This window comes from Clostridia bacterium (assembly GCA_026414765.1).
In the GTDB taxonomy this organism is placed as follows: Bacteria; Bacillota; Clostridia; order Acetivibrionales; family DSM-27016; genus SKW86.
Genome location: JAOAIJ010000022.1, coordinates 67,829 through 90,587 on the forward strand (window position 1 = coordinate 67,829; position 22,759 = coordinate 90,587).

At 36.3% G+C, this 22,759-nt stretch carries 24 protein-coding genes and 1 tRNA gene; 2 read left to right on the plus strand and 23 right to left on the minus strand.

Going from position 1 to position 22,759, the window contains the following annotated elements:
- Nucleotides 1-107: 107 nt before the first annotated feature.
- The 5 genes from N3I35_09300 to N3I35_09320 form a co-directional block, all read right to left on the minus strand.
- The gene (locus N3I35_09300; GenBank protein ID MCX8130280.1) at nt 108-293 is read right to left on the minus strand and encodes a type Z 30S ribosomal protein S14; all 186 of its coding nucleotides are present in this window, start codon (nt 291-293) and stop codon (nt 108-110) included.
- A gap of 243 nt (nt 294-536) precedes the next feature.
- Complete coding sequence (locus tag N3I35_09305) at nt 537-695, minus strand: hypothetical protein (protein ID MCX8130281.1); 159 nt, start codon at nt 693-695, stop codon at nt 537-539.
- 3 nt (nt 696-698) lie between these two features.
- Complete coding sequence (locus N3I35_09310) at nt 699-1,985, minus strand: Ger(x)C family spore germination protein (GenBank protein ID MCX8130282.1); 1,287 nt, start codon at nt 1,983-1,985, stop codon at nt 699-701.
- Nucleotides 1,986-2,013: 28 nt separating this feature from the next.
- Nucleotides 2,014-3,120, minus strand: a complete 1,107-nt coding sequence (locus N3I35_09315; GenBank protein MCX8130283.1) for a spore germination protein — start codon at nt 3,118-3,120, stop codon at nt 2,014-2,016.
- Nucleotides 3,117-4,892, minus strand: a complete 1,776-nt coding sequence (locus tag N3I35_09320) for a spore germination protein (GenBank protein ID MCX8130284.1) — start codon at nt 4,890-4,892, stop codon at nt 3,117-3,119. The genes N3I35_09315 and N3I35_09320 overlap by 4 nt, the downstream gene beginning before the upstream one ends.
- Nucleotides 4,893-5,156: 264 nt before the next feature.
- Here N3I35_09320 and N3I35_09325 point away from each other — a divergent pair, with 264 nt between their 5' ends.
- Entirely contained in the window at nt 5,157-6,428 is a 1,272-nt protein-coding gene (locus N3I35_09325) for a hypothetical protein (GenBank protein ID MCX8130285.1), read from the plus strand.
- 135 nt (nt 6,429-6,563) lie between these two features.
- Here the strand turns inward: N3I35_09325 and N3I35_09330 are convergent, their stop codons facing one another.
- Complete coding sequence (locus tag N3I35_09330) at nt 6,564-6,830, minus strand: hypothetical protein (protein ID MCX8130286.1); 267 nt, start codon at nt 6,828-6,830, stop codon at nt 6,564-6,566.
- A gap of 103 nt (nt 6,831-6,933) precedes the next feature.
- The gene (locus N3I35_09335; GenBank protein ID MCX8130287.1) at nt 6,934-7,881 is read right to left on the minus strand and encodes a hypothetical protein; all 948 of its coding nucleotides are present in this window, start codon (nt 7,879-7,881) and stop codon (nt 6,934-6,936) included.
- Nucleotides 7,882-8,282: 401 nt separating this feature from the next.
- Here N3I35_09335 and N3I35_09340 point away from each other — a divergent pair, with 401 nt between their 5' ends.
- Nucleotides 8,283-9,554 (plus strand): hypothetical protein, encoded by a 1,272-nt coding sequence (locus tag N3I35_09340; GenBank protein ID MCX8130288.1) that lies wholly within the window; start codon nt 8,283-8,285, stop codon nt 9,552-9,554.
- 228 nt (nt 9,555-9,782) lie between these two features.
- Here N3I35_09340 and N3I35_09345 read toward each other — a convergent pair.
- The 16 genes from N3I35_09345 to N3I35_09420 all read right to left on the minus strand — a co-directional run bounded on the left by N3I35_09345 (nt 9,783) and on the right by N3I35_09420 (nt 22,755).
- Nucleotides 9,783-9,869: transfer RNA gene (locus N3I35_09345), tRNA-Leu, on the minus strand.
- Nucleotides 9,870-10,031: 162 nt separating this feature from the next.
- Entirely contained in the window at nt 10,032-10,706 is a 675-nt protein-coding gene (locus tag N3I35_09350) for a GPP34 family phosphoprotein (GenBank protein ID MCX8130289.1), read from the minus strand.
- 107 nt (nt 10,707-10,813) lie between these two features.
- On the minus strand, nt 10,814-11,002 hold the full coding sequence (locus N3I35_09355) for an Arc family DNA binding domain-containing protein (protein MCX8130290.1): 189 nt from the start codon (nt 11,000-11,002) through the stop codon (nt 10,814-10,816).
- A gap of 14 nt (nt 11,003-11,016) precedes the next feature.
- Nucleotides 11,017-11,907, minus strand: a complete 891-nt coding sequence (locus N3I35_09360; GenBank protein MCX8130291.1) for an SPFH domain-containing protein — start codon at nt 11,905-11,907, stop codon at nt 11,017-11,019.
- 132 nt (nt 11,908-12,039) lie between these two features.
- On the minus strand, nt 12,040-12,939 hold the full coding sequence (locus tag N3I35_09365; GenBank protein MCX8130292.1) for a DMT family transporter: 900 nt from the start codon (nt 12,937-12,939) through the stop codon (nt 12,040-12,042).
- A 55-nt stretch (nt 12,940-12,994) separates the two neighbouring features.
- Entirely contained in the window at nt 12,995-13,531 is a 537-nt protein-coding gene (locus tag N3I35_09370) for an endolytic transglycosylase MltG (GenBank protein ID MCX8130293.1), read from the minus strand.
- A gap of 86 nt (nt 13,532-13,617) precedes the next feature.
- On the minus strand, nt 13,618-14,229 hold the full coding sequence (locus N3I35_09375) for a hypothetical protein (GenBank protein MCX8130294.1): 612 nt from the start codon (nt 14,227-14,229) through the stop codon (nt 13,618-13,620).
- A 114-nt stretch (nt 14,230-14,343) separates the two neighbouring features.
- Nucleotides 14,344-14,661, minus strand: a complete 318-nt coding sequence (locus N3I35_09380; GenBank protein MCX8130295.1) for a hypothetical protein — start codon at nt 14,659-14,661, stop codon at nt 14,344-14,346.
- Nucleotides 14,662-14,740: 79 nt separating this feature from the next.
- The gene (locus tag N3I35_09385; GenBank protein ID MCX8130296.1) at nt 14,741-16,369 is read right to left on the minus strand and encodes a FapA family protein; all 1,629 of its coding nucleotides are present in this window, start codon (nt 16,367-16,369) and stop codon (nt 14,741-14,743) included.
- A gap of 106 nt (nt 16,370-16,475) precedes the next feature.
- A complete protein-coding gene (locus tag N3I35_09390; protein MCX8130297.1) occupies nt 16,476-17,246 on the minus strand; it encodes a FliA/WhiG family RNA polymerase sigma factor in 771 nt (256 codons plus the stop codon).
- Nucleotides 17,247-17,349: 103 nt separating this feature from the next.
- Nucleotides 17,350-17,742: a hypothetical protein gene (locus tag N3I35_09395; GenBank protein ID MCX8130298.1), complete on the minus strand. Its 393-nt coding sequence runs from the start codon at nt 17,740-17,742 to the stop codon at nt 17,350-17,352.
- Between the two features lie 228 nt (nt 17,743-17,970).
- A complete protein-coding gene (locus N3I35_09400; protein ID MCX8130299.1) occupies nt 17,971-18,456 on the minus strand; it encodes a chemotaxis protein CheD in 486 nt (161 codons plus the stop codon).
- Nucleotides 18,456-19,076: a chemotaxis protein CheC gene (locus N3I35_09405; protein MCX8130300.1), complete on the minus strand. Its 621-nt coding sequence runs from the start codon at nt 19,074-19,076 to the stop codon at nt 18,456-18,458. Before N3I35_09405 ends, N3I35_09400 begins: the two co-directional genes overlap by 1 nt.
- Before the next feature lie 68 nt (nt 19,077-19,144).
- Entirely contained in the window at nt 19,145-19,591 is a 447-nt protein-coding gene (locus tag N3I35_09410; GenBank protein ID MCX8130301.1) for a chemotaxis protein CheW, read from the minus strand.
- Nucleotides 19,592-19,606: 15 nt separating this feature from the next.
- Entirely contained in the window at nt 19,607-21,685 is a 2,079-nt protein-coding gene (locus tag N3I35_09415) for a chemotaxis protein CheA (GenBank protein MCX8130302.1), read from the minus strand.
- Nucleotides 21,685-22,755, minus strand: coding sequence for a chemotaxis response regulator protein-glutamate methylesterase (locus N3I35_09420; GenBank protein ID MCX8130303.1), 1,071 nt, complete (start codon nt 22,753-22,755; stop codon nt 21,685-21,687). The genes N3I35_09415 and N3I35_09420 overlap by 1 nt, the downstream gene beginning before the upstream one ends.
- Nucleotides 22,756-22,759 lie beyond the last annotated feature (4 nt).

Below are 22,759 nucleotides of genomic sequence, written 5' to 3' on the forward strand. Positions count from 1 at the left end.
CATTTAAGTAATTGTTTTTTAGCAATCGTTATAATCAATTCATTTATTGCTTCTTAGTTTATGATATGTATGCTCTGGTTATTATGTTACTGAATTAACTGCCAACATTACCAGCTTGCTTTTCTGATTCCGGGTATCTGCCCTTTATATGCCAACTCTCTGAAGCACAATCTGCAAATTCCATATTTTCTCATATATGCATGTGGCCTTCCACATAATTTGCATCTGTTATGGATTCTTACTTTGTATTTAGGAATTCTTTGTTGTTTTACCACTAAAGATCTTTTTGCCATCGGGATTACCTCTCTTTTGCATAAAATAAACAATATAACTTTAGTTATTATCAATTTTGAATTATCTATTCAGGTTTATGTAAAAGAATAAAAATAGATAAAAATAAAGAGCCAGGATAAGGCTCAAGATGAATTTATGATTTCCTATATGGCAATTATTTATTCCCATAATTTCTTCGTTTAAAACATTTTATTAATATATTTCATTTATTTATTTCACATTATTTCAAAGTAATAACCAGTTTATCTAAAAAGTATAACACTTACAGGCAGCCCAATTGAGGCCAATGCCATGATTACTGCTCCGATTGAAGCCCTCTTGCTGTTTTTCCATACATACTTCGCGTAGCTGAAAAGGTAAAGCGACGGGATAATTATAGTTATAATAACTATATACTTCACTTTTCACTTTCCTCCTTTTTCATCATTTTTATCTGATGCAGAGTATATTTCTGAACTTTTCAGCATGGTGCCCATACGTCTGATCTTGAATTCAACCTCCGAATTCACCTGTGCATCCTTGAAGTTCTTTAGCCAGTTATATTCCTCCCATTCCTGAATCGTCGCAAAATGTACGGCAGCATTATAGCCAAACCTGAAAACATCGGTATTCAATTCCTGGCACTTCTTTATTGTTTTGTCAAGCCGGCTTTTTATCAGTGAACTAACTACACTCTCCAAATCATTTTTCTTTTCCCCGCTTTCATAATCAAAAGTACTTTGGACTGCTGTAATATCCCCTTCCAAAAATACTTTTACGTCTACTGTTGCCTTATCTTCATTAAAAAATACTTTGATCTTCGGACTTTTTTGTCTGCGGATGTTCATTGTTATTACACTATCGGGCCTATTTGGATCTTTTATTGCAAAAAAACCCTTCCTGAATTCATCCCTAGCCATCATCATCACCCTTGTTTCATCGCCATTCAATTCCCCTACCATTTTTCCTCCGTCAAATACAGCAGTACCCATAAATTCCACTTTAGCTCCTCCGCTGCGGACAAGTTCACCGGCATAATAATCTCCTCCGGTTCTGACTGGAACACCTCCAGTCCCTTCCCCTTCCTTGAATTTGCCTCCTTTGTTTACTGCAGCAAGTATAGCGATTGCCTGACTATAAGGTGTTTTAGCATCATTCAGTACATTACCGTATACTACGTTACTGAAAAAACCCGTATTCCTGGATTGGTCCATCAAGTTTTCCTGCTTTTTTGTCAAGGAAGAGCTTACGGCCGTTTTATTTTCCTTTAGAAATTCGCTTGCCGATCCCTTTGTTACTATAAAGTAAATTTCCCTTCTCAGCTGCCTTCCCCTGATTAGAGCATTTATATAGCCATCTATACCTTCCCTTGCCAGACTTTCGGAAAATACAAGAAACTTTGTATGCATATAGTTGATTTGTCTGGATAAAAAGGTATTTATCATATCTACCCCTGCATAAAAAGAAGGACAGTCAATAGTTATAGTTTCTACTTCTCCCTGCCCCCCCTGACTTTCACCGGACTGTCCGCCTCCTTTTGCAGCCTTCATGGTAGGTACTTGTACAGTTAACCTGAGTTTGTCGGCAGTACCTTTTTCTATTCCAATACTGTATACATAAGCCCACTCTGTGACCTCTTGTGCATCAAAACACCCTGACAGTGTAATACATATATAAAATAACATCAGTATAAGGCAAATTGTTTTCTTCATTTACTTTCCTCCTCACTGTCCCTACAAATTATGTATTCCCTCTTTTTACCAGATCAGTTCTCTTTTTTCGTATAACTGCTGCAACCAATGCAATAAAAGGCATAATGTAAAAAACAGTCCATCCATAATGCCTCGTAACCTGTACATAATCATTTATTGAAGACAAGTCACCTGGAAGCATGCTTACTGTAAATAACAATATTGCTGAAGGTATCAGAACAGGACGCATGTCCTGAATCCTGAATGCCTTACAGTATGTACTCAAGGCAGCGTAATACGATAAAGTCACACTGATCAGTGTTCCTATACACCATGTAAACAGAAAAAAAGGATCAAGCCTTTGTATAAAACCCCCTATATGTATTATTCGTGCAAGTGCATACAGACGGGAGGTAATCTCCTGAGAAGTAGAGTAGTTGAATGTCATCATAGTGGTTAAAAGTGCCGCTGAAGTGATAAGGCCGGATATTATCAGGGCTGTATACCCTGCTTTTTTTATATGCGTTGTTCCCTGCATTGATGCTGCTATTACTCCCAGAATAATTACTTCACCATAAAAAGAACTTCTGGCCAAACCGTAAGTAACAGTTTTATCCAGGCCATAGCCAAGTATAGGAAACAAGTAATGAAGATCGTAGTTTGGAGCAGCAAGAATTATAACTGTCAGAAAACCTGTCAGTATAAAATATGCAAACAGTCTTGAAGCCCTCGCTATGCTTTCCAGGCCCAAATAACACCCCGTTATAGTGACAATCAGAAACATACCTATGATAAAGCTGGGGGGTGTCATAGGAAGCACATATACCTTCATCACCTCTGCAAACTCACGTAATAAAACAGCAGTAGCTACAAGAAGAAATACGGCAAGTATTATTGAAAAAACAAACCCCAATATACGCCCAAGAGATAATTCAAAAGCCTGTACCAGATCCTTAGCAGGAAACCGTTTCAGTAACAAATAAATAAATGTAAAACCAACTATAGACGTAATCATAGATATCAAGGTCATATACCAGGATGCAGTACCTGTCACCCTTGCAACATAAGCAGGGCTGGTAAAATACACCTTTACACTGATTGTAATTGCGATAAGAGAAATCGCTTCCTGCACCCCGATTTTCCCTTCCTTTATCATTTTTTCCTATCTCCTTTATTCTTTTTTTCCCAAGCCCGAGGCATATCACCCTGCCTTTTCCTATTAGGAAGGTTCAAGAAGTCAGGCCGCATTTTTTGTTTCCAGATCGGCTGTCTTATGATTATGTCCGGACTTGAGTATGTCTTAGGTGCTACAGGTGAAAAGAAGGGTACTCCAAAGGATTTTATGTTACATGCTATGCATCCTATAAAGAATAACCCTAAAGATATACCGTAAAATCCAAGTATAGCTGCCAAAAAAATAAAAAAGAACCTGATTATCCTTAGTGCAAGACCCATGGAGTAATTTGGTATAGCGAAGCTCCCTAATCCTGTTACGGATACTATGATAATAAGTATCGGACTTACCAGCCCTGCCGCTACAGCTGCCTGGCCCAGAATCAAGGCACCGATTATGCCAAGGGTCTGTCCGATAACCCCAGGCACACGGATTCCCCCCTCCCTTATAAGTTCAAAGGATATTTCAAGTAATATTATTTCAAAAATCGTTGGGAAAGGCACCTCTTCCTTCGATCTTGCTATAGAGGCAAGAAGCTCGGTAGGAATCATTTCCTGGTGAAAAAGTGTAAGAGCTGCGTACATAGCCGGTAAAAATGCTGAAATCATCACACCAAAAATACGTATTAACCGTAGAAACGTACCATACTGCCATCGAAGCATAGAATCTTCCGAAGTCTGGAGCAGATGAAAAAAAGTTACAGGCACAACCTCAGCAAAAGGAGTACCCTCAGTAATTATTGCTACCTTTCCTTCCATTAAGAATGATGCTACCCTATCCGGTCTTTCCGTAGTCAGAGTCTGTGGGAACAGCATAAGAGGGCTATCTTCTATAAACTGCGACACCATTCCGTTTCCTTCTATAAAAGCGGACTCAATACTGTTTATTCTTCTTTTTACCTCCTTTACAACTTCCTGATTCACTATGCCGTTCATATACATTATTCCGCAGTATGACTGGTTGGTTTTTCCTACCTGTGTCATTTCGGTTATCAAATTTTTATTTTTAATGATTTTTCTGATAAGAGTGAGATTTGTACGAAGATTCTCGGTAAAAGCTTCATGTGCACCTAAAACTACATTTTCAGTAACAGGTTTTTCAACATTCCGTTTTTCATAACCCCTGGTGCTGATTACAAGGCAAGTATCACAACCATCAATAAACAATGCTGTTTCACCACTCAAAATCTGAAAAAAAACTGTATTCAGATCCTTCATTTTCCCAATTTCATGGACTGATATGATATTGTCGGCAATAAAGTCTGCTATGCAAGCATTATCTGCTACACAGTAATCCTGAAAGTTATCTGCATCCATAAGCTGGCGTAATACAAATTCACTTAGAAATGTCCGGTCAACCATACCGTCAACGTAAACAACAAAAGCTTTTATTTTCCTTGCTATTTTAAACTCCCTTGTCATTATGTCGGTGTTATACGGTATTCCAAACTCTTTTTTAATTGCTTCCATATTTGAATCATAATCACTTAAAACTACCAACTTCTCAGGTTTTCCAGGCTTGTGTCCTTCTTTTCCTTTTTGCTTATTTGTTTCACCTACAGGAATTGGTATTTTTTTATCACTGCTTTGTTTTTTGACGTTTGCATCGCTGCTGCCATCTACTTTTATATTTGACTCTTCAGGTGTGTTTTCTCGTTCACTACCTTCATCATTACCTTCTAAAAGCTCAAAGGTGCTGACAGTATCCGGTTTGTAAGTAAGAAAGTCTTTAATTGTCTTGAATACTCCTGCCATATGCCCACCACCCAATAAAACCTTATATTCTCAAATAGTATTAGCATTAAGTTGCAGGAATATTATAGATTATTTGATTGTCACCCCACCTTCATAAAAAATATTTTCATGACTTAACTGTAAACTAAAAGTTTTGACAGACTAGAGCAATTTTTATAAAAATCCTTTACTTATAGTTGATTCTATTTTTAAAAATATACCAGAATTTTTATATTCATTTTCGCTAATACTAGTACTTGATATTGTTGATCCGGAGACAAAATAATGAACAAAGATAGACTTAAGAGTTTTTTTTCAAGGCGGAGTAAAGCTTGTGTTGGAATTTTCGGAATTACACAACTGCATTTGAGAAACCCTTTTGTAGTAGCCTGGTGGTCGGCAGCTTTCCCGGGTCTTGGACACATAATTCTTTCAAAATACTTAAGAGGATATATTCTGTTCTTGTGGGAAATAGTCATTAATTTACAATCCAATATAAATCTAGGATTTTTCTATTCCTTTACAGGCAGGTTTGATATGGCAAAAGCAGTAATAAATAAAAGTTGGGTGCTGCTTTATATTCCTACATATCTTTTTGCAGTATGGGATAGTTACAGGACAACAGTAGATATCAACCACCATTACATCTTAGCCTCAAGAGAAGATGCAGAAATAAAAACAAACAGTATTTCAACTGTAGAATTTAATTATCTTGACAAGAGGATTCCCTGCGTTTCACTAGTATGGTCAGGATTAATGCCCGGAATAGGACAGCTTTACTTGCATCGCTTACCGGCTGCTTTTTTTATTTTATTCTGGTGGATAGTCATAATATATTTTTCAAAAGCCCTCCCGGCTATCCACTACACTTTGACCGGAAATCCCTCACAAGCTGCTGTTGTCCTTGATCCGCAGTGGTTTTTAAACCTGCCTTCCATTTATTTTTTCTCTGCTTACGACGCATATACAAAAACTGTAGAAAACAATAAACTTTTTGAATGGGAACAGTCCAAGTTTTTACAAAGGAGTTATCAGAACGGTTTATTTCACATGCCGTCAAAAAAAAAAGAAAATATAGGTGAAAGTATGCATATAGTTTCTACATTTGAGCATTCGATATATCTCGAAATAGCTATTACAGCTATACAGATGAAGGGTATAGACAAAAAGGACATCCTGGCAATACCCATGGATAAAAAAGGCGGATCCGTACAGTTATTTGACAGCATTCACAGTTCAGACGGACTTAGCTTACTGGACCTGCCTATGATTATAGCAACTCTCTTCACCTTATTTGGAGGCATTTATGGATTTATCCTCAAATGGGGCCCTATAATCTGGGGGTTGATAGGTATGATAATTGGTTTATTCCTGGGGCTTACCATAAAAATCCTTATTAACAGAAAATACTCAGATCAGCGGAATAATAAAAAATCCGCGGAAGTGGTATTGATTATAGAATGTACAGAGAATCAAGCTGAGACAGTAAAAAACACTCTTTGGGAACATCATGCCCTTGGTGTGCGAAAACTGATTCTGGGTAAAGATATGCAATAAAATATACCCTCCAGCTATTTGTTGTTCAGAATTTATATATATGTAAATAAATCCATGGTTTACATCATAATCATATGTGCTATAATATTAATAAGGACGGCGACGCTTGTTGCTGTCAGGTTTTTTTTCAGTGGATTATTTATTAAAACGGTTCTTTACAGACCGTTTTTTTCTTTGTCTTTCAGACTGTGGCCGAAGCAGCTTTTCGGCAATATATCTTGACGAAACAGCTACTCCAAACGGTATGAATATATACTTTATACACCAGATAACAGCAAAGCCGAGATCAGCGTATAATTCACGATCCATATCAACCACCTCGTTCCTTTGTTTATTCCCTGCAGCAACTATAACGTCACCGTCCCCATGATGGGAAAAACAAAGAAAAGAGTTGAAAGACATTTCATCCAGCTAAACCTGAGTGTTTGTCACATATACATTATATTCCATTTATTGAACATTTTCAATATTGCCCGGAACATTTGTTCCTGTTTTTGTTTTTAGCTTAAAATCTATCCAGCCTGTTAAAGTTTTTTAGTAATCTAACTTTATCGATTGCAACGCTTGCTTTCCACCAATTTTCACTTATAGCAAATTCCTTTGCATATTTCTCATTGTTTTCAAACCAACTCCATGTAATATTCCATACACCATTCTGCGGCCTTGTATCAATGAGATAATCAAGCTCTTTTGTTAATATATCCTCGTTATCCTTATAAAAAATACTTTCAGGAGAATATATATAGTCAGAAGGTCTTCGAGAATAATGAATCCATTTGGATGTATCTCTTTCTATAGAATCATATACAAGCTCTTTTACTTTTTCTGCAAGAAATTTGTGATCAAAGTATGTAGTTAAGCCCGCCTGTTCTATAGCGTCAAGCAACACACAATAACCTCCGATACCCATTTCTCCATATTTGTCCGCCGTGTTGAGCTTACCGATTATAGCATCAGAAAGCGTTAGCGCCTTGCTAAATATTTCAGAATTCTTATCAGCATTCAAAAATATGAAACTAATTATGCCTGCTGTTACTCCTATACCTTCAAAAGCATTGTCTTCCACATTGTATGTCCACCATGGTGCATGCGCATAGTCATCATTAGACGGAATATTGAAATACCATCCATTTTCAGAACAATAAACGTTACTTTCGAGGTACTTAAATATTCCCTGCATCATCGGATGCTGTTTATCATTAAAGTCAATTTCTTTCAAAATATTAATTGCCTTCAATGTTGTATATGGCGACGAATTTGGATTCCAACTATCTGCTTCAAGGGCATGTCCAAAGCCACCGTCGTCATTCTGATAAAATGATAAAGCAGAAAGCACTGCTTCCTTACTGCCATTTTCAAAATAAAACTGCCATATTGCTAATTCGATTGGCCTTGCATTACGATACATCCATGATTTAATCTCTTTGTAGTCTTTTGGTGACAATTTCTTCATAAAATCACCTCATTATTAATTTGGAGAAAGAAAAATACAAACTAATAGTAACTTGGCGTTTTTCTCTACTTTTAAAATTTCTTTTTCATTCTGTATAAAGTAACTACTGATTTTTCGCAATCTCTATCCTCCATTTTGATTTCATATAAAAGTATTCAATTAATTATATCATTTCATTATAATTAATTCCAAGTCACATATGGTTGGAGTATTACCTTTAGGTCGTATGAAGCTTTTTAAAAGTATATTCTACTATGTCTTATCTCTCTATATAAATGATGGGCTCGAGAGTTCGATCTTACTCTTCACCATTATATCGAATTTTTTAGTTAAGTTATGTTCTAAGTCCTCTAAATTATGGAAATAATCTTATCGTAACAAATTGAGTTAGGGGGCTAATTATGAACCTAAAGAATTACAGGCCTGGAAGACGATACATGGCTTATGTCAGTTCCCTTGGAACAACGCAGCTACATTTAAGAAATCCGTTAGTCATCGCATTTTGGTCTGCTATGTTCCCAGGTTTTGGGCACTTGCTGTTATCAAAGTACCTACGTGGCTATCTTTTGTTTGTTTGGGAAGTATATATTAACATTGAAGGACACATTAACGAAGGACTTTTGTATTCTTTCACTGGTCAGTTCGACAAGGCAAAAGACATACTGGATATCAGATGGATGTTGCTTTATATTCCGACATTCTTTTTTGCTATATGGGACAGCTATCGAACAACAGTAGATTTGAATAACCATTACATATTGGCATCAAGGGAAGATTCAGGAGTAAAGCCTTTCAAAATGGATGCAATAGAAATTAATTATCTTGATAAGAAGGCACCATGGTCATCTGTAGTATGGACATTTATTATGCCCGGTGCAGGACAAATATCCATTCATCGTATTATTCCCGCATTTTTTATTCTAATATGGTGGATAGTCATTATCTATTATTCAAAATTTCTTCCTGCAATCCATAATACTCTTATGGGGGATTTTGAACAGGCAAAGGCTATTTTAAACCCGCAATGGACATTAAATATTCCATCAATTTATTGTTTCACTATATATGATGCCTATATCAACACCGTAGAAAGTAATAAGTTGTTTGACTGGGAACAGGCAAAATATCTGAAAAAAAATTATCAAAGCAGTTCTTTTCAAATGCCTTCAAATAAAATTTCAGGGAGTGAACGCATGTATATTATCTCAATTTTTGAACATTCAATTTCATTGGAAAAAGCTGTTACCTCAATTCAAATGAAAGGAATTGCAAAGGAAAATATTCTTGCTGTGCCTATGGATAAAAGAGGTGAGGAACGAAAACTATTTGATAATATTCACCATTCAGATGGCTTAAGCCTACTTGACTTACCATTTATCCTTGGCTCTTTCTTTACTCTCATTTGTGGAATTTATGGATTTATATGGGCATGGGGGCCGATTATATGGGGCTTAATTGGCTTAGTTGCTGGTTTTGGAATAGGGCTTGCTATAAAATTATTTACAACAAAAAGGTTTTCAAATCAACGTACAAATAAGAAAGTGTCAGAAGTTGTGTTGATAATTGAGTGTAAAGAACATCAAATGGAAATTGTGAAAGATATACTTTGGGCACATAACGCCTTTGGAGTTCGTAAACTTGACCTGAAGGAACATGAAAAATCTCCACTTTAAACTATTTTACAAATAGTATACATGAGGTGAAGAATGTATTTCTTCAAAATTTCAGTAATTGGGTATGCTATAATTGGGGTACTGTTCCAACCGCCCCTCAAACATATTAGCAGCTGGCTTAGAACTCTATCTCTATCCGAACTCATATATCTCATGGTCACCTTTTTCATTGAAGTAAAAAATACAGAGTAATGAAAAAGGGCTGTAACCGTTAAGATTACAACCTTTTGGTGCCGAAGGCCGGACTCGAACCGGCATGTACTCACGTACGCTGGATTTTGAGTCCAGTGCGTCTGCCAATTTCACCACTTCGGCATATATTATGTTTTCTATCGCTTAAATATAGTAACACAAAGCTTCTAAGAAATCAATACTTTTTTAGAATAAGATATAAATTATTTACTGAAAACTTTTCCCATACCCATCAAAAGAATACTTATCACTTCACTATAATCAGTCCATAAAAACAAGTGCCGTTTACGTACCGGCACTTGCTACAGCAGCAGTTTGTGAAGCGATTGCACTTCCTACCGCCTTTATTACTTCCTTAAGTGTATTATTTTCAATAGGATAGTATTCACCTTTTTTTATGAGCTTTATTTTTTCCTTTGACTCTTTAATTTCCTGTCCCGACAAAAATGGTTTGGTAAAGCCGCATATGGTAATAAGGCTTGCAAGGAAAGCATCATCCTTTGCTACCTGATCCTTACTTTTAAAAAAAGCATCATGTATACACTTACTGACTTCCGCTTTTTTATCAGAGCCCGATATGATATAGCTACTTATAGTAAAAAAAACTAAAACTCTGGTTTCTTCCTGAGTGATAATACCCTTATCTTCAAGTCTGTTTAATGCTCTGTTTTTTATTTCTTTGTTGTTTGCAGAATAGCCGTATATCCAACTACTTAATCTTAATGGTCTCTTCGTATCACTAAAATGTTTCAGGACAAAATCCAGTATATCATCACCTGTATAGCTCTCATCAATTACTACTATTTTCTTGTTCTCAATCCTGATCTTATTGAGTTCGGCCAGCTTTAATACTACTGCTCCCTTAAGACCAAACCTCACCAGATTATGTGATCTCCAGGTTATTTTGTTTTTTCTTTCGTCTATAGCTGCGAGCATCATTTTTTCTAACAAACTAAGCATAATAACCTCAGCATCCCTTCTCTACTTCCTGACTCTTGTTTAGAAGCATCATAATTACAGCAATCAATGCATGGGGACACATTTATGTCCCCACATCAAACTGTAGCTTATTCAAGATTTTGATATTCATCTCCGACATTAATTTTTTTATTTGATTTCAGTCTCCGGTTTATAGCATCCTGCAGCAGGTATTCTATTTGACCGTTTACCGAGCGGAATTCTTCTTCAGCCCACTTATTTATTTCTTCCCATATTTTAGGGCTCAGCCTTAAAAGAATTTGTTTTTTCTCTGCCATAATATCATCACTTTCTAATTATGCAATGTACCAGTATTAATTACCGGCTGTGTTGATCTTTCTCCACAGAGCACAACCATTAGATTGCTTACCATAGCTGCTTTTCTTTCTTCATCCAGTTCAACTATGCCATTTTCATTCAATTTGTCCAAAGCCATTTGAACCATCCCTACTGCACCCTCAACAATCTTTTGTCTTGCAGCAATTATAGCTGATGCCTGCTGACGCTGAAGCATTGCTGCAGCAATTTCCGGAGCATAAGCCAAATGACTTAGACGTGCTTCCTCAACAATAACACCTGCTTTTCCCAGTCTTTCCTGAAGTTCCAGTCTCAATGCCTCTGACACTTCATCCGCACTTCCCCTCAACGATATTTCCTTGGTGTCATCAGTAATATCATATGGGTACAAGCCTGCAAGATGTCTTATTGCTGATTCACTTTGTATTTTCACATATTCAACATAATTTTCTACATCAAACATTGCCTGGTATGTATTATTCACCCTCCATACAACAACCGCAGCTATTTCTATAGGATTACCCATCTCATCATTTACTTTCAGTTTTTCTCCATTTAGATTTCTTGAACGTAATGACACTTTCTTCTTAGTGTAAAAGGGATTTGTCCAGTGCCAGCCCGACTTCTTTACTGTACCCTTATATTCACCAAAAAGAATGAGGACAGCTGCAGTATTAGGTTGCAGTGTGAAAAATCCCGCTGTAAAGAAAAACCAGAATAATGACAGTACTATTCCTGCAATCATTTCTGTTATATTCAATACATTTGCACCCTTTGCTGCGCCGGATACCCCTATTATGAACAGGACCGGTCCAAGAACCAGCACTAAAAGATCAAAAAATATCATTTTTATTCCTGCATACACTTTAATTTCTTTTTCCAGCATATTAATGCCTCCTTATATATGTGTGATATCATTATTATATCACTTTTATAGTAATTTGCAATATATTAGCAGAAAATATCCAAAAAAAATAAGCCTCCTTAATAGTGGCTTATTTAGTTAGCTTAATTCATTCTATTTACCTGCAAAAATCAGTATAATTCCAATACCCAGCAAGCACATACCGTAAAACTTTGATTTCAGATTTTCTTCTTTAAAAATGTATCCTCCTACCAAGGCAGAAACCAGTATTGATATCTTTCTTAAAGGCATTATAACTGAAATCTGACTATCAGGCATTTTTACCGCAAAGTAATATATTCTGTCGGATATTACTAAAAAAATACTCATAAGTATTATGAAATATGGAATTTTCTTTATGTTATTTTTAAGCAGTGTATCTTCAGATTTTTTATTTGTACTTTCTTTTTTATTAAACAACTTGTTTGCTAAAAAAGCTGATATATATAATGCTGCAAGAAAAAGAGAAAACCAGAATTGCAGTTGTCCAGTATTCACATTTTTTAGTGCTATTTTATCAATCAAAGCACTGGTCGCACTTAAGGCCATACTTAATACCATAAAATACAAGTATTTGCTTCTAAAAAGGCCTTTTACTTCCCTAGCTCCGGCCTTACCGATGAAATAGTAGGCCAAGAGAGCTATCAGTATACCTGCCAGTTGTATATATCCCATTTTTTCATTTAAAACAATAATGCCTAAAATAATGGAAAATAAAGGACTTAATGTTCCAAATGGCGTTATTACACTTATCGGCATGTTTTTTATCGATATAAAACCTAGTATCCAGCTAAAAAAAATGATTACAGCTTTTAGCAGTATCAATAAAAGGTTGTTTCTACATATCTGTATTGCATTAGTAAATTCGAATGCCACAATTATGAAGCAAAGCGAAGAATAAAGAGCCAACACACTAAAAAGTGTATTCCTTTGCAAGGCCTTTTTCTTGAATATGTCATATAATCCCAAAAAAGCTCCGGAAATAAGTATCAACCACAACCACAAATAATACATTTTCACTTCTCCACAAAAATATACAGAAGCTATGACGGCATAGCTTCTGTGTTTCTTATTTTCTTCCTGCTATAATGCCTATGATTTCTTTAATATCCGTTCCACTAGTGATATTGAATTCTCCTATATTTATTTCTGCTTCCATGCCCATTTCCTTCAGCATCTTTATAAAGGCCTGTTTGTCTTTTATTAATCCTGAATTTATCAATTTTCCTGCTACAACCTCTGATGTATCTCCTGGGCTTATTACAATTTTTATTTTCTCCCCAGTACCTGATTCTCCTGACCTTTTTGCAACCTGAGCGCTATCCGCACCCGTTTCCTTACTCTTTTGGTCTTCACCTGTCTTTTTTTCTGTACCCTCCGCTTTTTTCTCTGTTTCAGCACTGGTTTCAATGTTTTCCGACTGATCCTGCCGTATAAGTGCTGTATTGTCAACCATTCCGAATTCCTTCGCTTTTAGGATAATTTCTTCCCTGGTCATCGCATTTTTTGTACTGATACCTGCGGCGTAAATCATACTGATGATAGAGGTTATTACTATTCCTATTCCAATACCCAATAAGATACTTTTAATCTGGAAATTCCTCATTTTGCCTCCCTTAGCCATAACTAGAAAAAGCGTCATAGATTAGTTTTTATCTATACGCTTCTTTCTTATTTATATTGGCCCTGTAATCATTTATTCATGCCTAGAATCAGCTGTACCTCACCTTTACCCATTCTTAAATCCTTAGCTATCTCTGTGTCGCTCATACCAGCTTCTGCAAGTCTGATTACTTCTCTGTATTTATTATTTAAAGGTATGACTTTTTCCCTGCTTTTTTGAATCGGCCTACTCACTTGCGAAATAGCAGCATTCTCAGACTTTAAATTATCGGAATCATGTTCGCTGCCATATCCGTGATTATATACAGAATGATCGGAGTTTAGCCTCACGTCAATTACATTTCCGTTAACTACTTTATCGCTTTTGATATTCATAACCTTAAGTCCGGCTGACTCCTCAGCTGCAACATTTATTAAACTGACCTTCTTCTCAAGTTCTTTAAGGTTAGAACACATTTCCTCATTTTTCAGCTCCATCTGTGTCACTATATAATCAGAAAATTTGTTCATTTCCTCTATCATCTGTTCGGCATCATTAATAATTGTAACTAGTTCTTCTTTTTTAGAGTCCATCTGCGTCACATAGTCGTAGGATTTCTTCCTGTCGTATGCAATCCACACCAAAGAAATAACAATTAGCGTAATACCTATAAAGATAATACTTACATAAAATTCGTTCATAATATACACCCCAAATGCACTTTATCTTTTGTAATAGTGTAGTACCGGTCATTGTTACGCACTAAAGCCGGAAACAAACATAAAATTTATGTCATCTCCAGCTACAAGCTGGTACTATAACCTTATGTCAATGGTACTTGTTTTTATATCTTCTTCCTTTTTACTGTTTGAGTTGTAATTACCTTTATTTTTATTTTTTCTCTTTTCCTGTTTTTTATCGTTTCTTTCTTTCTCTTCCTTTTCCCTTATTTTTGCTTCCTGTACTTTATCCTGCGAGTGTACATATTTTACATTGTCTTCAGCTTTGTGCTGTACTGTACTTTCTTGCTGCTGCTGAATAATCTGATTTTTGTGCTGTTCATCACTATGGATTTTAGAAATCTCTGTGGTTCTAGGAAGCATAACCTGAAAATCTACCGGTTTTATTGACATAACTTCCACTTCCTCACGTTAAGGTTAAGTTAATAAATGCTTATTCAACTTATCCTATGTCAACATTAATTGACAAATTCTATCTATCTATAGGTCCTACCCTTACATCAGCCCCATCCCGATATAATGTACAATACTGCAGATTTTCTTTTACAAACATCATACAAGTACCTATTGCAACCTTGGTGCCCGGATAAATATAGTTCAGGGCCCTTATTTTACCATAAGCATCTTGTTGCAGTTTTGCTTCTATCTGAGCCATTTCTTCTCTCATTTCATTTATTCGGTTAGAGAAGAATACTTTTGTTCTGACACTTTTTGCCATCATTTCCTGCTTTTCAGGTGTAAGCATCCCTGCTGCTTCCAGCTTTTTGAGAATGGTTATTGCCTGGTCCGCTTTTTTCATATCATTGTCCATGATATTTATTTCTTCTCTTATTACCTTATAACGTTCCCTTAGAGATGGATCTACACCAACTTCTATATCTGTCACAGTAGCCATATGCGAACCGATGACTTTTGCAGAAATTTCCTTACCTACCTTGCATGTACCTCCAACCAGCAACCCCTTCTTGCCGGAAAGCTCCAGCTTGTTTCCACACTTTACGTTGCTATGCATTATAGCTTCTGATTTTATGTCATTTTTTGCTTCAATATTGCTATGTTCTATATATCTTGCGATTATGTCACCACCGCTTACCAGGACACCCTTTCCTAATCCCTGCATTCCTCTTCGAAGTATTATGTCCCCTCCGGCTTTTATTGTCGCTCCCTCTACTACTCCCCATACTTCTACATTTCCACCTGCTTCAATAGTAAAACCCGATAAAACATTTCCTCTTACACTTACATTGCCTACGAAGTTAATATTGCCTGTTGAATTATCTACATCAGCAGGTACTTCATAACTTGCAAAAACATTTATTTTTCCGTCTATATAGTTTACCTGTCCGTCTATTAAAGACACAAGTGACTGGCCGTCTTCAGTTGCCTCTACATTTCTTCCTCTTGGCAATGTCGCAGGCTTTCCATCAAGACATGGTATATCGGTTCCGGTAACAGTTTTGCCCTTTGTTCCTGACATAGGAGGTATCAAAGTACATAATACCTGCCCCTGTCTCACACTTTCTATCAAATTCAGTTCCCTATAATCAACTCTACCATCCTCAAGTATAGTCGGTTTTCTATCTTTGCTCAAATCAAAGCTAAAATTAATTTTCCCATTTTGCCCATTGACAGGCATAGTACCTTCAGCTATACAAATCATTTCATTGTATACGGGATACTTGGTGATAGTTTCCAAAGTCGTCCTGTTTATTCCATATATAACACCGTTTTTGCTGAACGAAGAAACAATTTCTTCTATTGTAAGATCTCTTCCACCCTCTGGAGGTGATATTGTCAGAAATGCTTTCATCTTATCAGGTGATATGATAACGGACGCCAACGCATCAATCTTTACTTCTTCCTGTGCTTCTGCAACTATAACTGGATTTTTATCCGCTTTTAGTACAGCCAGCTCTACTATATCTTTCTTAAAGCTTTTTATTTGCTTCTTGTTAAGTTTCTCGATTATTTCCCTTGCTTCAACCCTTCTCCCCTTGCCTACAGGAGGAAATACTGTAAGAACTACACCGTTTTCCTGGAATTTGATTTCAAAAAAACCATCATTAACATTATTAGAAGAGCCACTTGATCTTTCTAACATTTTTACCTCCACACCCCCTATATTAAGAATATCCACTGAATACTTTAAATGAGAATAATATTATGGGGATAATCTGTTTGTCTTTCGTAAAACAGAACTTATTGAATTAATCATGCAATATGCTTTTGTGCCGGGCAAGTTTTCCCCTCAGCCTCAATATTGCTTTAGTGTGAAGCTGGGAAATCCTTGATTCCGACACTTTCATTATCGCACTTATTTCTTTTAGTGTCAATTCTTCAAAATAATACAAGGAAACAACAGTTTTTTCTTTTTCCGGCAATCTGTCTATGGAATCTGCCAAAATATCTTTTATTTCAGAAAATTCAGCATAATTTTCCGGCCTGTCATCCTTATTTGCATTCGGAACATCTACCCCGATTTCATAATTCTGCTCTAAAAACTCTTCAAGGGAAACCATCGAGGAAACATTGACATCGTTTAAGAGTTTGTTCAGTTCATCAGTCGTTATGCCAAGCTTATCAGCTATCTCCTTATCTGAAGCAGAGTGTCCCAACTCATTTTCCAGTTCCCAATAAACCCTTTCCAGTTCCTTGCTCTTTTGCCGCAAAGATCTAGGAACCCAATCCATTTCCCTAATACTGTCAATTATTGAACCTCTTATTCGAAGAGATGCATATGTCTCAAATTTAACGCCTTTACTTATATCAAACTTATCTATGGCATCAATCAAACCAAAAACTCCAAAACCAACAAGATCATCGTACTCAACGTTAGAGCCGAAGTAAATGTTTAATCTTCCTGCAATAAACTTAATAAGGTGGGCATATTCAAGTATTAATTTCTCCCTTATAGCAGGATCTTTTGTATCGCTATATTGTTTCCACAAATCCAGCTGTTTGTTATTAGCAGATGACATTAAAATCCCCCAATACATGAACTCTTATTTTAGATTTCAGAGTCCGTTTTTCATTTGTATGTGTTTATTTAGAAATTTATAGAAGCTTATCTAGTCACTATACTTAACTTTCATTATTACTTCTCAAGATTTCCTTTACCGTAAGCGGAGCAAAATCTTCTCCAAAAACTGAATTACTGTCATAACTATCATCTACCTTAAGGTCAAGTTTGGAAGTTTTCTTATTTTCTTCAGATGCTTTTAGCTGCTCCTGCATCTGCTGTTCTAATTCCGCCTGCCTTTCCAGCTCCTCTGCTTCTCTCTTCTTAGCAGTTTCATCTAAAATTTTCATAATCGTATTTCTTATATAAGTGCCAATAAAAAAGAATACAACCATGGAAATTGCAATCCTAATATAAATCTCTTGTTGGCTTACATGGTATTTGTAGCTGATTAATCCGATTATTATTGCCATTAATGAACCAAGCATAAACGGCAACTTATGGATGTATTCCATATCGGTTCCCTTTCCCTCTGTAAAAAACACGGTATTAGAATTATTATTTGAGTACTCTGCTAAATCTGATAAATAATATTCTATCATCTAAATCAAGTAATTATTTATATTAATAACCACAACTCTTTTCTTAATAAATAAAACATGGTTCAGATGACAAAACATTATTAATATCCTCAGTCGCTACCAGCATAAATAAAGCAATCAGAAGTTTAATAAACCAGTACATTATATCTGCCTAAGTCCATGTCCTATTGTTTTAATTAGTAATCTCCCATCATTTGAATACAATTCAATAGTTCTTCCGTAATTTCCCCCTGTATCTTCAGAAATTATAGGTATATGCAACTCCTGCAATTTTTCCTTTGCAGCCATTACATTTCTCGCACCTATTCTCATCATATCAGAGGCTTCCGAAAAAGCAAACATCTGGGCACCGCCTGCCAGCTTTGCAGTAATATTTTCCCTACGTGCCCCTATTCTAATCATATCTTCCACGAGTTTTGTTATCGCTGTATCCGCAAATTTTGCAGTATTTGAATTGTTTCTCGCTTGCTGGCTTGAAGGCAGCATAATATGAGCCAACCCTACTATTTTCTTAATGTTATCGTATAGAGCTATCCCCACACAAGAACCTAATCCTAATGTTGTAAGAATACTTGGATGGCCTGAACTCTGAAGGTCAGCCATTCCAACCTTTATCATATTTTCCATCAACTTATTACTCCTAATGCCTTTAATAATGTTGCGTATGATTCTACGTCAGGAATAAGGAAAAAGTCGCCTACAACTCTTGTGCTTCCCTCAGAAAATTCAGTTTCTATATATAATACCGTATCGCCGACCTTTCCAAACTGAATAGCAGGTACACTCAGTATGGCTCCTGCCATATCAATAGCCATTTCCGGTACTGATGGCATTATTTTGAGGTTTGTTAAGGCTGAGAGAGCTGATAAATAGGAGCCAGCCAGGATATTACCTATCTCTCTTAAAGCAGACAGCTCTATTTCATTGAAATCATTAAGCTCATCGACCGGTTTTCCCATCAATATGTTTACCAGCACCTGCGCAGCTTTATACTCAAGTATAAACATTATGTCTCCGGTCAAATCCCCCGTTACCCTTAAAAGTATCCCAATAACTAATATCTCCGCTCCCCCAAGGATTTCATTTACTTCCTTGAATTCAAGTACATTAATTTTGGGTACATCCATATCAACTTTTTTGTTTAGCATCTTCGCTAAAGCTGTAGCTGCATTACCGGCACCAATATTGCCTATTTCTCTCAGTACGTCAATTTGCATGTTATTCAGGTTATCGATATTAATCGTCATATTCTCCTCCATGAAAATCACCACTGATGATTTTCAAAACATTTCGGAATAAGAACTTCAGTGTATAATCAATCTTCAAATTTCACCAGTTTTTCTATATTGAGCAAAGTTACTATGCGGTCATCAACTTTGCCTACCCCCAGAAGATAATCCAATGATAAATCATTGCTGAAGTGAGTAATGTTTTCTATTGAGTCCTCTGTCAATTGAAGAACCTCTGCAACGCTATCTACTATTATTCCTATAAATATATCTTCAAGTTTAATAATTATTATCCTGGTTTCTTCAGTATCCTCAACAGTTGGGAGGTTGAATCTCTTTCTGAGATCCATAATAGGTATTATATCTCCTCTTAAATTTATTACACCTTTTATAAAATCAGGGGTCTTTGGTACTCTCGTAATATGCTTAACCTGCTCTATTGTAGTTACTTTCTGAATATCAACGCCATATTCTTCCTGCCCTAGCCTGAAAACTACAAATTGCTTAGTATCCGATACAGTATTTGCTTCCATATTCTTACCTCCCTATTAAGCTAAAGAATTTACATCAAGGATAAGGGCAACATTTCCATCTCCAAGGATCGTAGCACCTGCTATTGATTTTATTCCCTGCAGTAGCTTTCCAAGAGACTTAATTACTATTTCCTGTTGTCCCAATACCGAATCTACCAGGAAGCCTGAAAGCTTATCACCTTTTTTAACTATAACAACAGTAAGCTGCTTCTGTACTTTTTCTTCTCTTGGTATTTCAAGTACTTTATCCAATCTGATAATAGGTACAACCATATTCCTCAACAGAATGACCTCTTGCTTCTGAACCATTTTTATCTCATCAGGAGAAATGTTTTTTATCAAACTGACGGAACTAATGGGTATTGCATACTTTTCTTCACCTATCAATACCAGTAACGCCTGGATAATTGCGAGTGTAAGCGGAAGTCTAATTATAGTTCTGCTTCCTTTGCCCATTTCAGTTTCTATTTCAACATTACCATTCAACGACTCTATTTTTGTTTTTACTACATCAAGCCCAACACCCCTGCCTGACAGGTTTGTTATCTGATCGGCAGTGCTGAAACCAGGTTTAAACAAAAGCTCTATAGCATCCTTCTGTGAAAGATTACTTGCTATCTCCTTACTTACTAAACCTTTCTCGATAGCTTTTTTCTTTATCTTTTCTACATTCATTCCCTGTCCGTCATCAGATACTTCAATAACAACGTTATTCCCATCCTGGTATGCTTTTAAGCTTATCTGTCCTGCACTTGGTTTTCCTAATTCTTTTCTTTTTTCCAGAGGCTCTATTCCATGGTCTACTGAATTCCTTAGAAGATGGATTAAAGGATCTCCTATTTCGTCTATAACAGTTCTGTCAAGTTCTGTTTCTTCACCTGACATAGTAAGGTTTATTTCCTTACCCAGTTCCTTTGAAATATCTCTCAGCATTCTTGGGAATCTGTTGAAAACAGTTTCTACGGGAACCATCCTGACTTTCATAACTGCATCATGCAAATCAGTCGTAATTCTCTCTAAGGACTCAAGTGCCTCATTATAAGTGGAGGTACGGTCAATATTTTCTATACCTTCCAATCTGGTCTTTTGTATAATCAACTCACTTACAAGATTCATCAGAATATCAAGTCTGTTTATATCAACCCTGACTGTTTTTCCTGTCATTGCCTTTTTGGCTATACTAGCAGCCTTACTTGCATTTCCATCGTCTTTTTCATCACTCGCAGCTTCACTACCGTTATCTTCAATCACTACACGTTCCGTTTTCACATCCTCGGTCTTTGTTTCGGATGCATCTATTGCTTTTGTTTCCAAAGTCTTAATTATTACCGTTTCGACTTCAGCAATTGAATTCAATTCTTTTTCAAAAAGCTCCTTGCTCTCTTTTGAAATAATGACTACAGTGAATTCATAATCAAATTTTTCATCCTCAATATCTTCAACCTTCGGATTCGACTTGATTATTTCAGAATGCCTTTCAAGCGTCTGGAATATGATGAAAGCTCTGGCAGACTTAAGTACGCATCCCTTGTTAAGTATAATTGTAGTCTGAAATACATTCATATCCATTTCTATAGCTTTATTAATTACATTTTGGTCATATTGATTTATGTGAATATCAGCGGTTGCATGTCCTGAATCACTTCTCTCCGTGAAAGGTACAGCAGTTTCTTTATCATTGTGTGAATCAATAACAATATTCTCAGCGGATTTATTTTTTTGTATATCACTGAGGGCCTGAATGATCTCTTTATACTCATTGCTTCCTTCACTGCTTGAATTAATTATGTTGTTCAAATAATTTTCCAGTGCATCCAGACATTTAAAAAGTAAATCAATCAGTTTTGTGGATACTTTAATTTCATTACTTCTCAAAGCATGTAAAACATTTTCCATATCATGTGTAAGCTTTTGCATCTTTGCAAAGCCCATAGTACCAGACATACCTTTTAATGTATGTGCAACCCTGAATATTTCATTCAGCATTGCGTCATCATTAGGATTCTGCTCCAATTGAAGTAATGATTGGTTTAATCCCTGCAAGTGCTCCTTTGATTCTTCGATAAAGATTTCAAGGTATTGAGACATATCCATTACTTATGCACCCCCACAATTTTCATTATCTCTTTTGTAATACTCTTCAGCGGAACTACAGCATCTACTACACCCGTCTGAACTGCTACTTTTGGCATTCCATATACAACACAAGATTTTTCGTCCTGGGCTATTATATAGCCTTTATTGACATTCTTTATCAGCTTAACCCCTTCACTTCCATCCCCGCCCATACCTGTCATTATTACGCCTATAAGGTTTGTAAGTCCTGTATTGGAAAGGGACTCCATCATTACGTTTACTGCCGGCCTATGGCCTCCCACAGGAGGAGATTGAGACAGCCTTATTTTTATATTTTTATTTTTGTCTTTCTCTACCAGCATATGATAGCTGCCTGGCGCAATATATACGTATCCTGGTTTTATAAATTCACCGTCTTCAGCTTCCTTTACAGTCACTTCACTTAAAGAGTTCAACCTCTCTGCCAGTGATTTGGTAAACCCCGGCGGCATATGCTGCACTACCAGAAAAGCAGCCGGAACATTTCCAGGGATAAGCGGTATAACATCCTGAAGAGCTTTCGGCCCCCCTGTAGAAGTTCCGATAGCAACTATATTTTTTATTTCACTACTTTTAACTATATCACTTTTTGGCTTAATATGTAAGCTTTTTATGCATTGTTGAGTAATTCTTGTCGAATTTTTTGCAATTTTCACTTTTTCTATTACTTCTATCTTCTTTTCATCACTGGACATCTCAAAAATGTTGGAAGGTTTTGTAATGAAATCCACAGCCCCATCTTCCAGCGCTCTGATAGTTTGTTCTGCTCCATCCTTGGTGACACTGCTCAACATAACAACAGGAATATATGAGGTCTTAAGAAGCTCTTTTAAACAGGTCAACCCATCCATTATCGGCATTTCAACATCAAGAGTAACAACATCCGGTTTGAGTTCCTTGACCTTTTCTATAGCTTCTACTCCATTTTTTGCAGTATCAATTACTTTAATGCTCAGATCACTTTTAAGAATATCGGATATAACTTTGCGCATAAAGGCCGAATCATCTACAACTAATACTCTTATCTCTTCTTGAAGCCCTTTGATCATATGT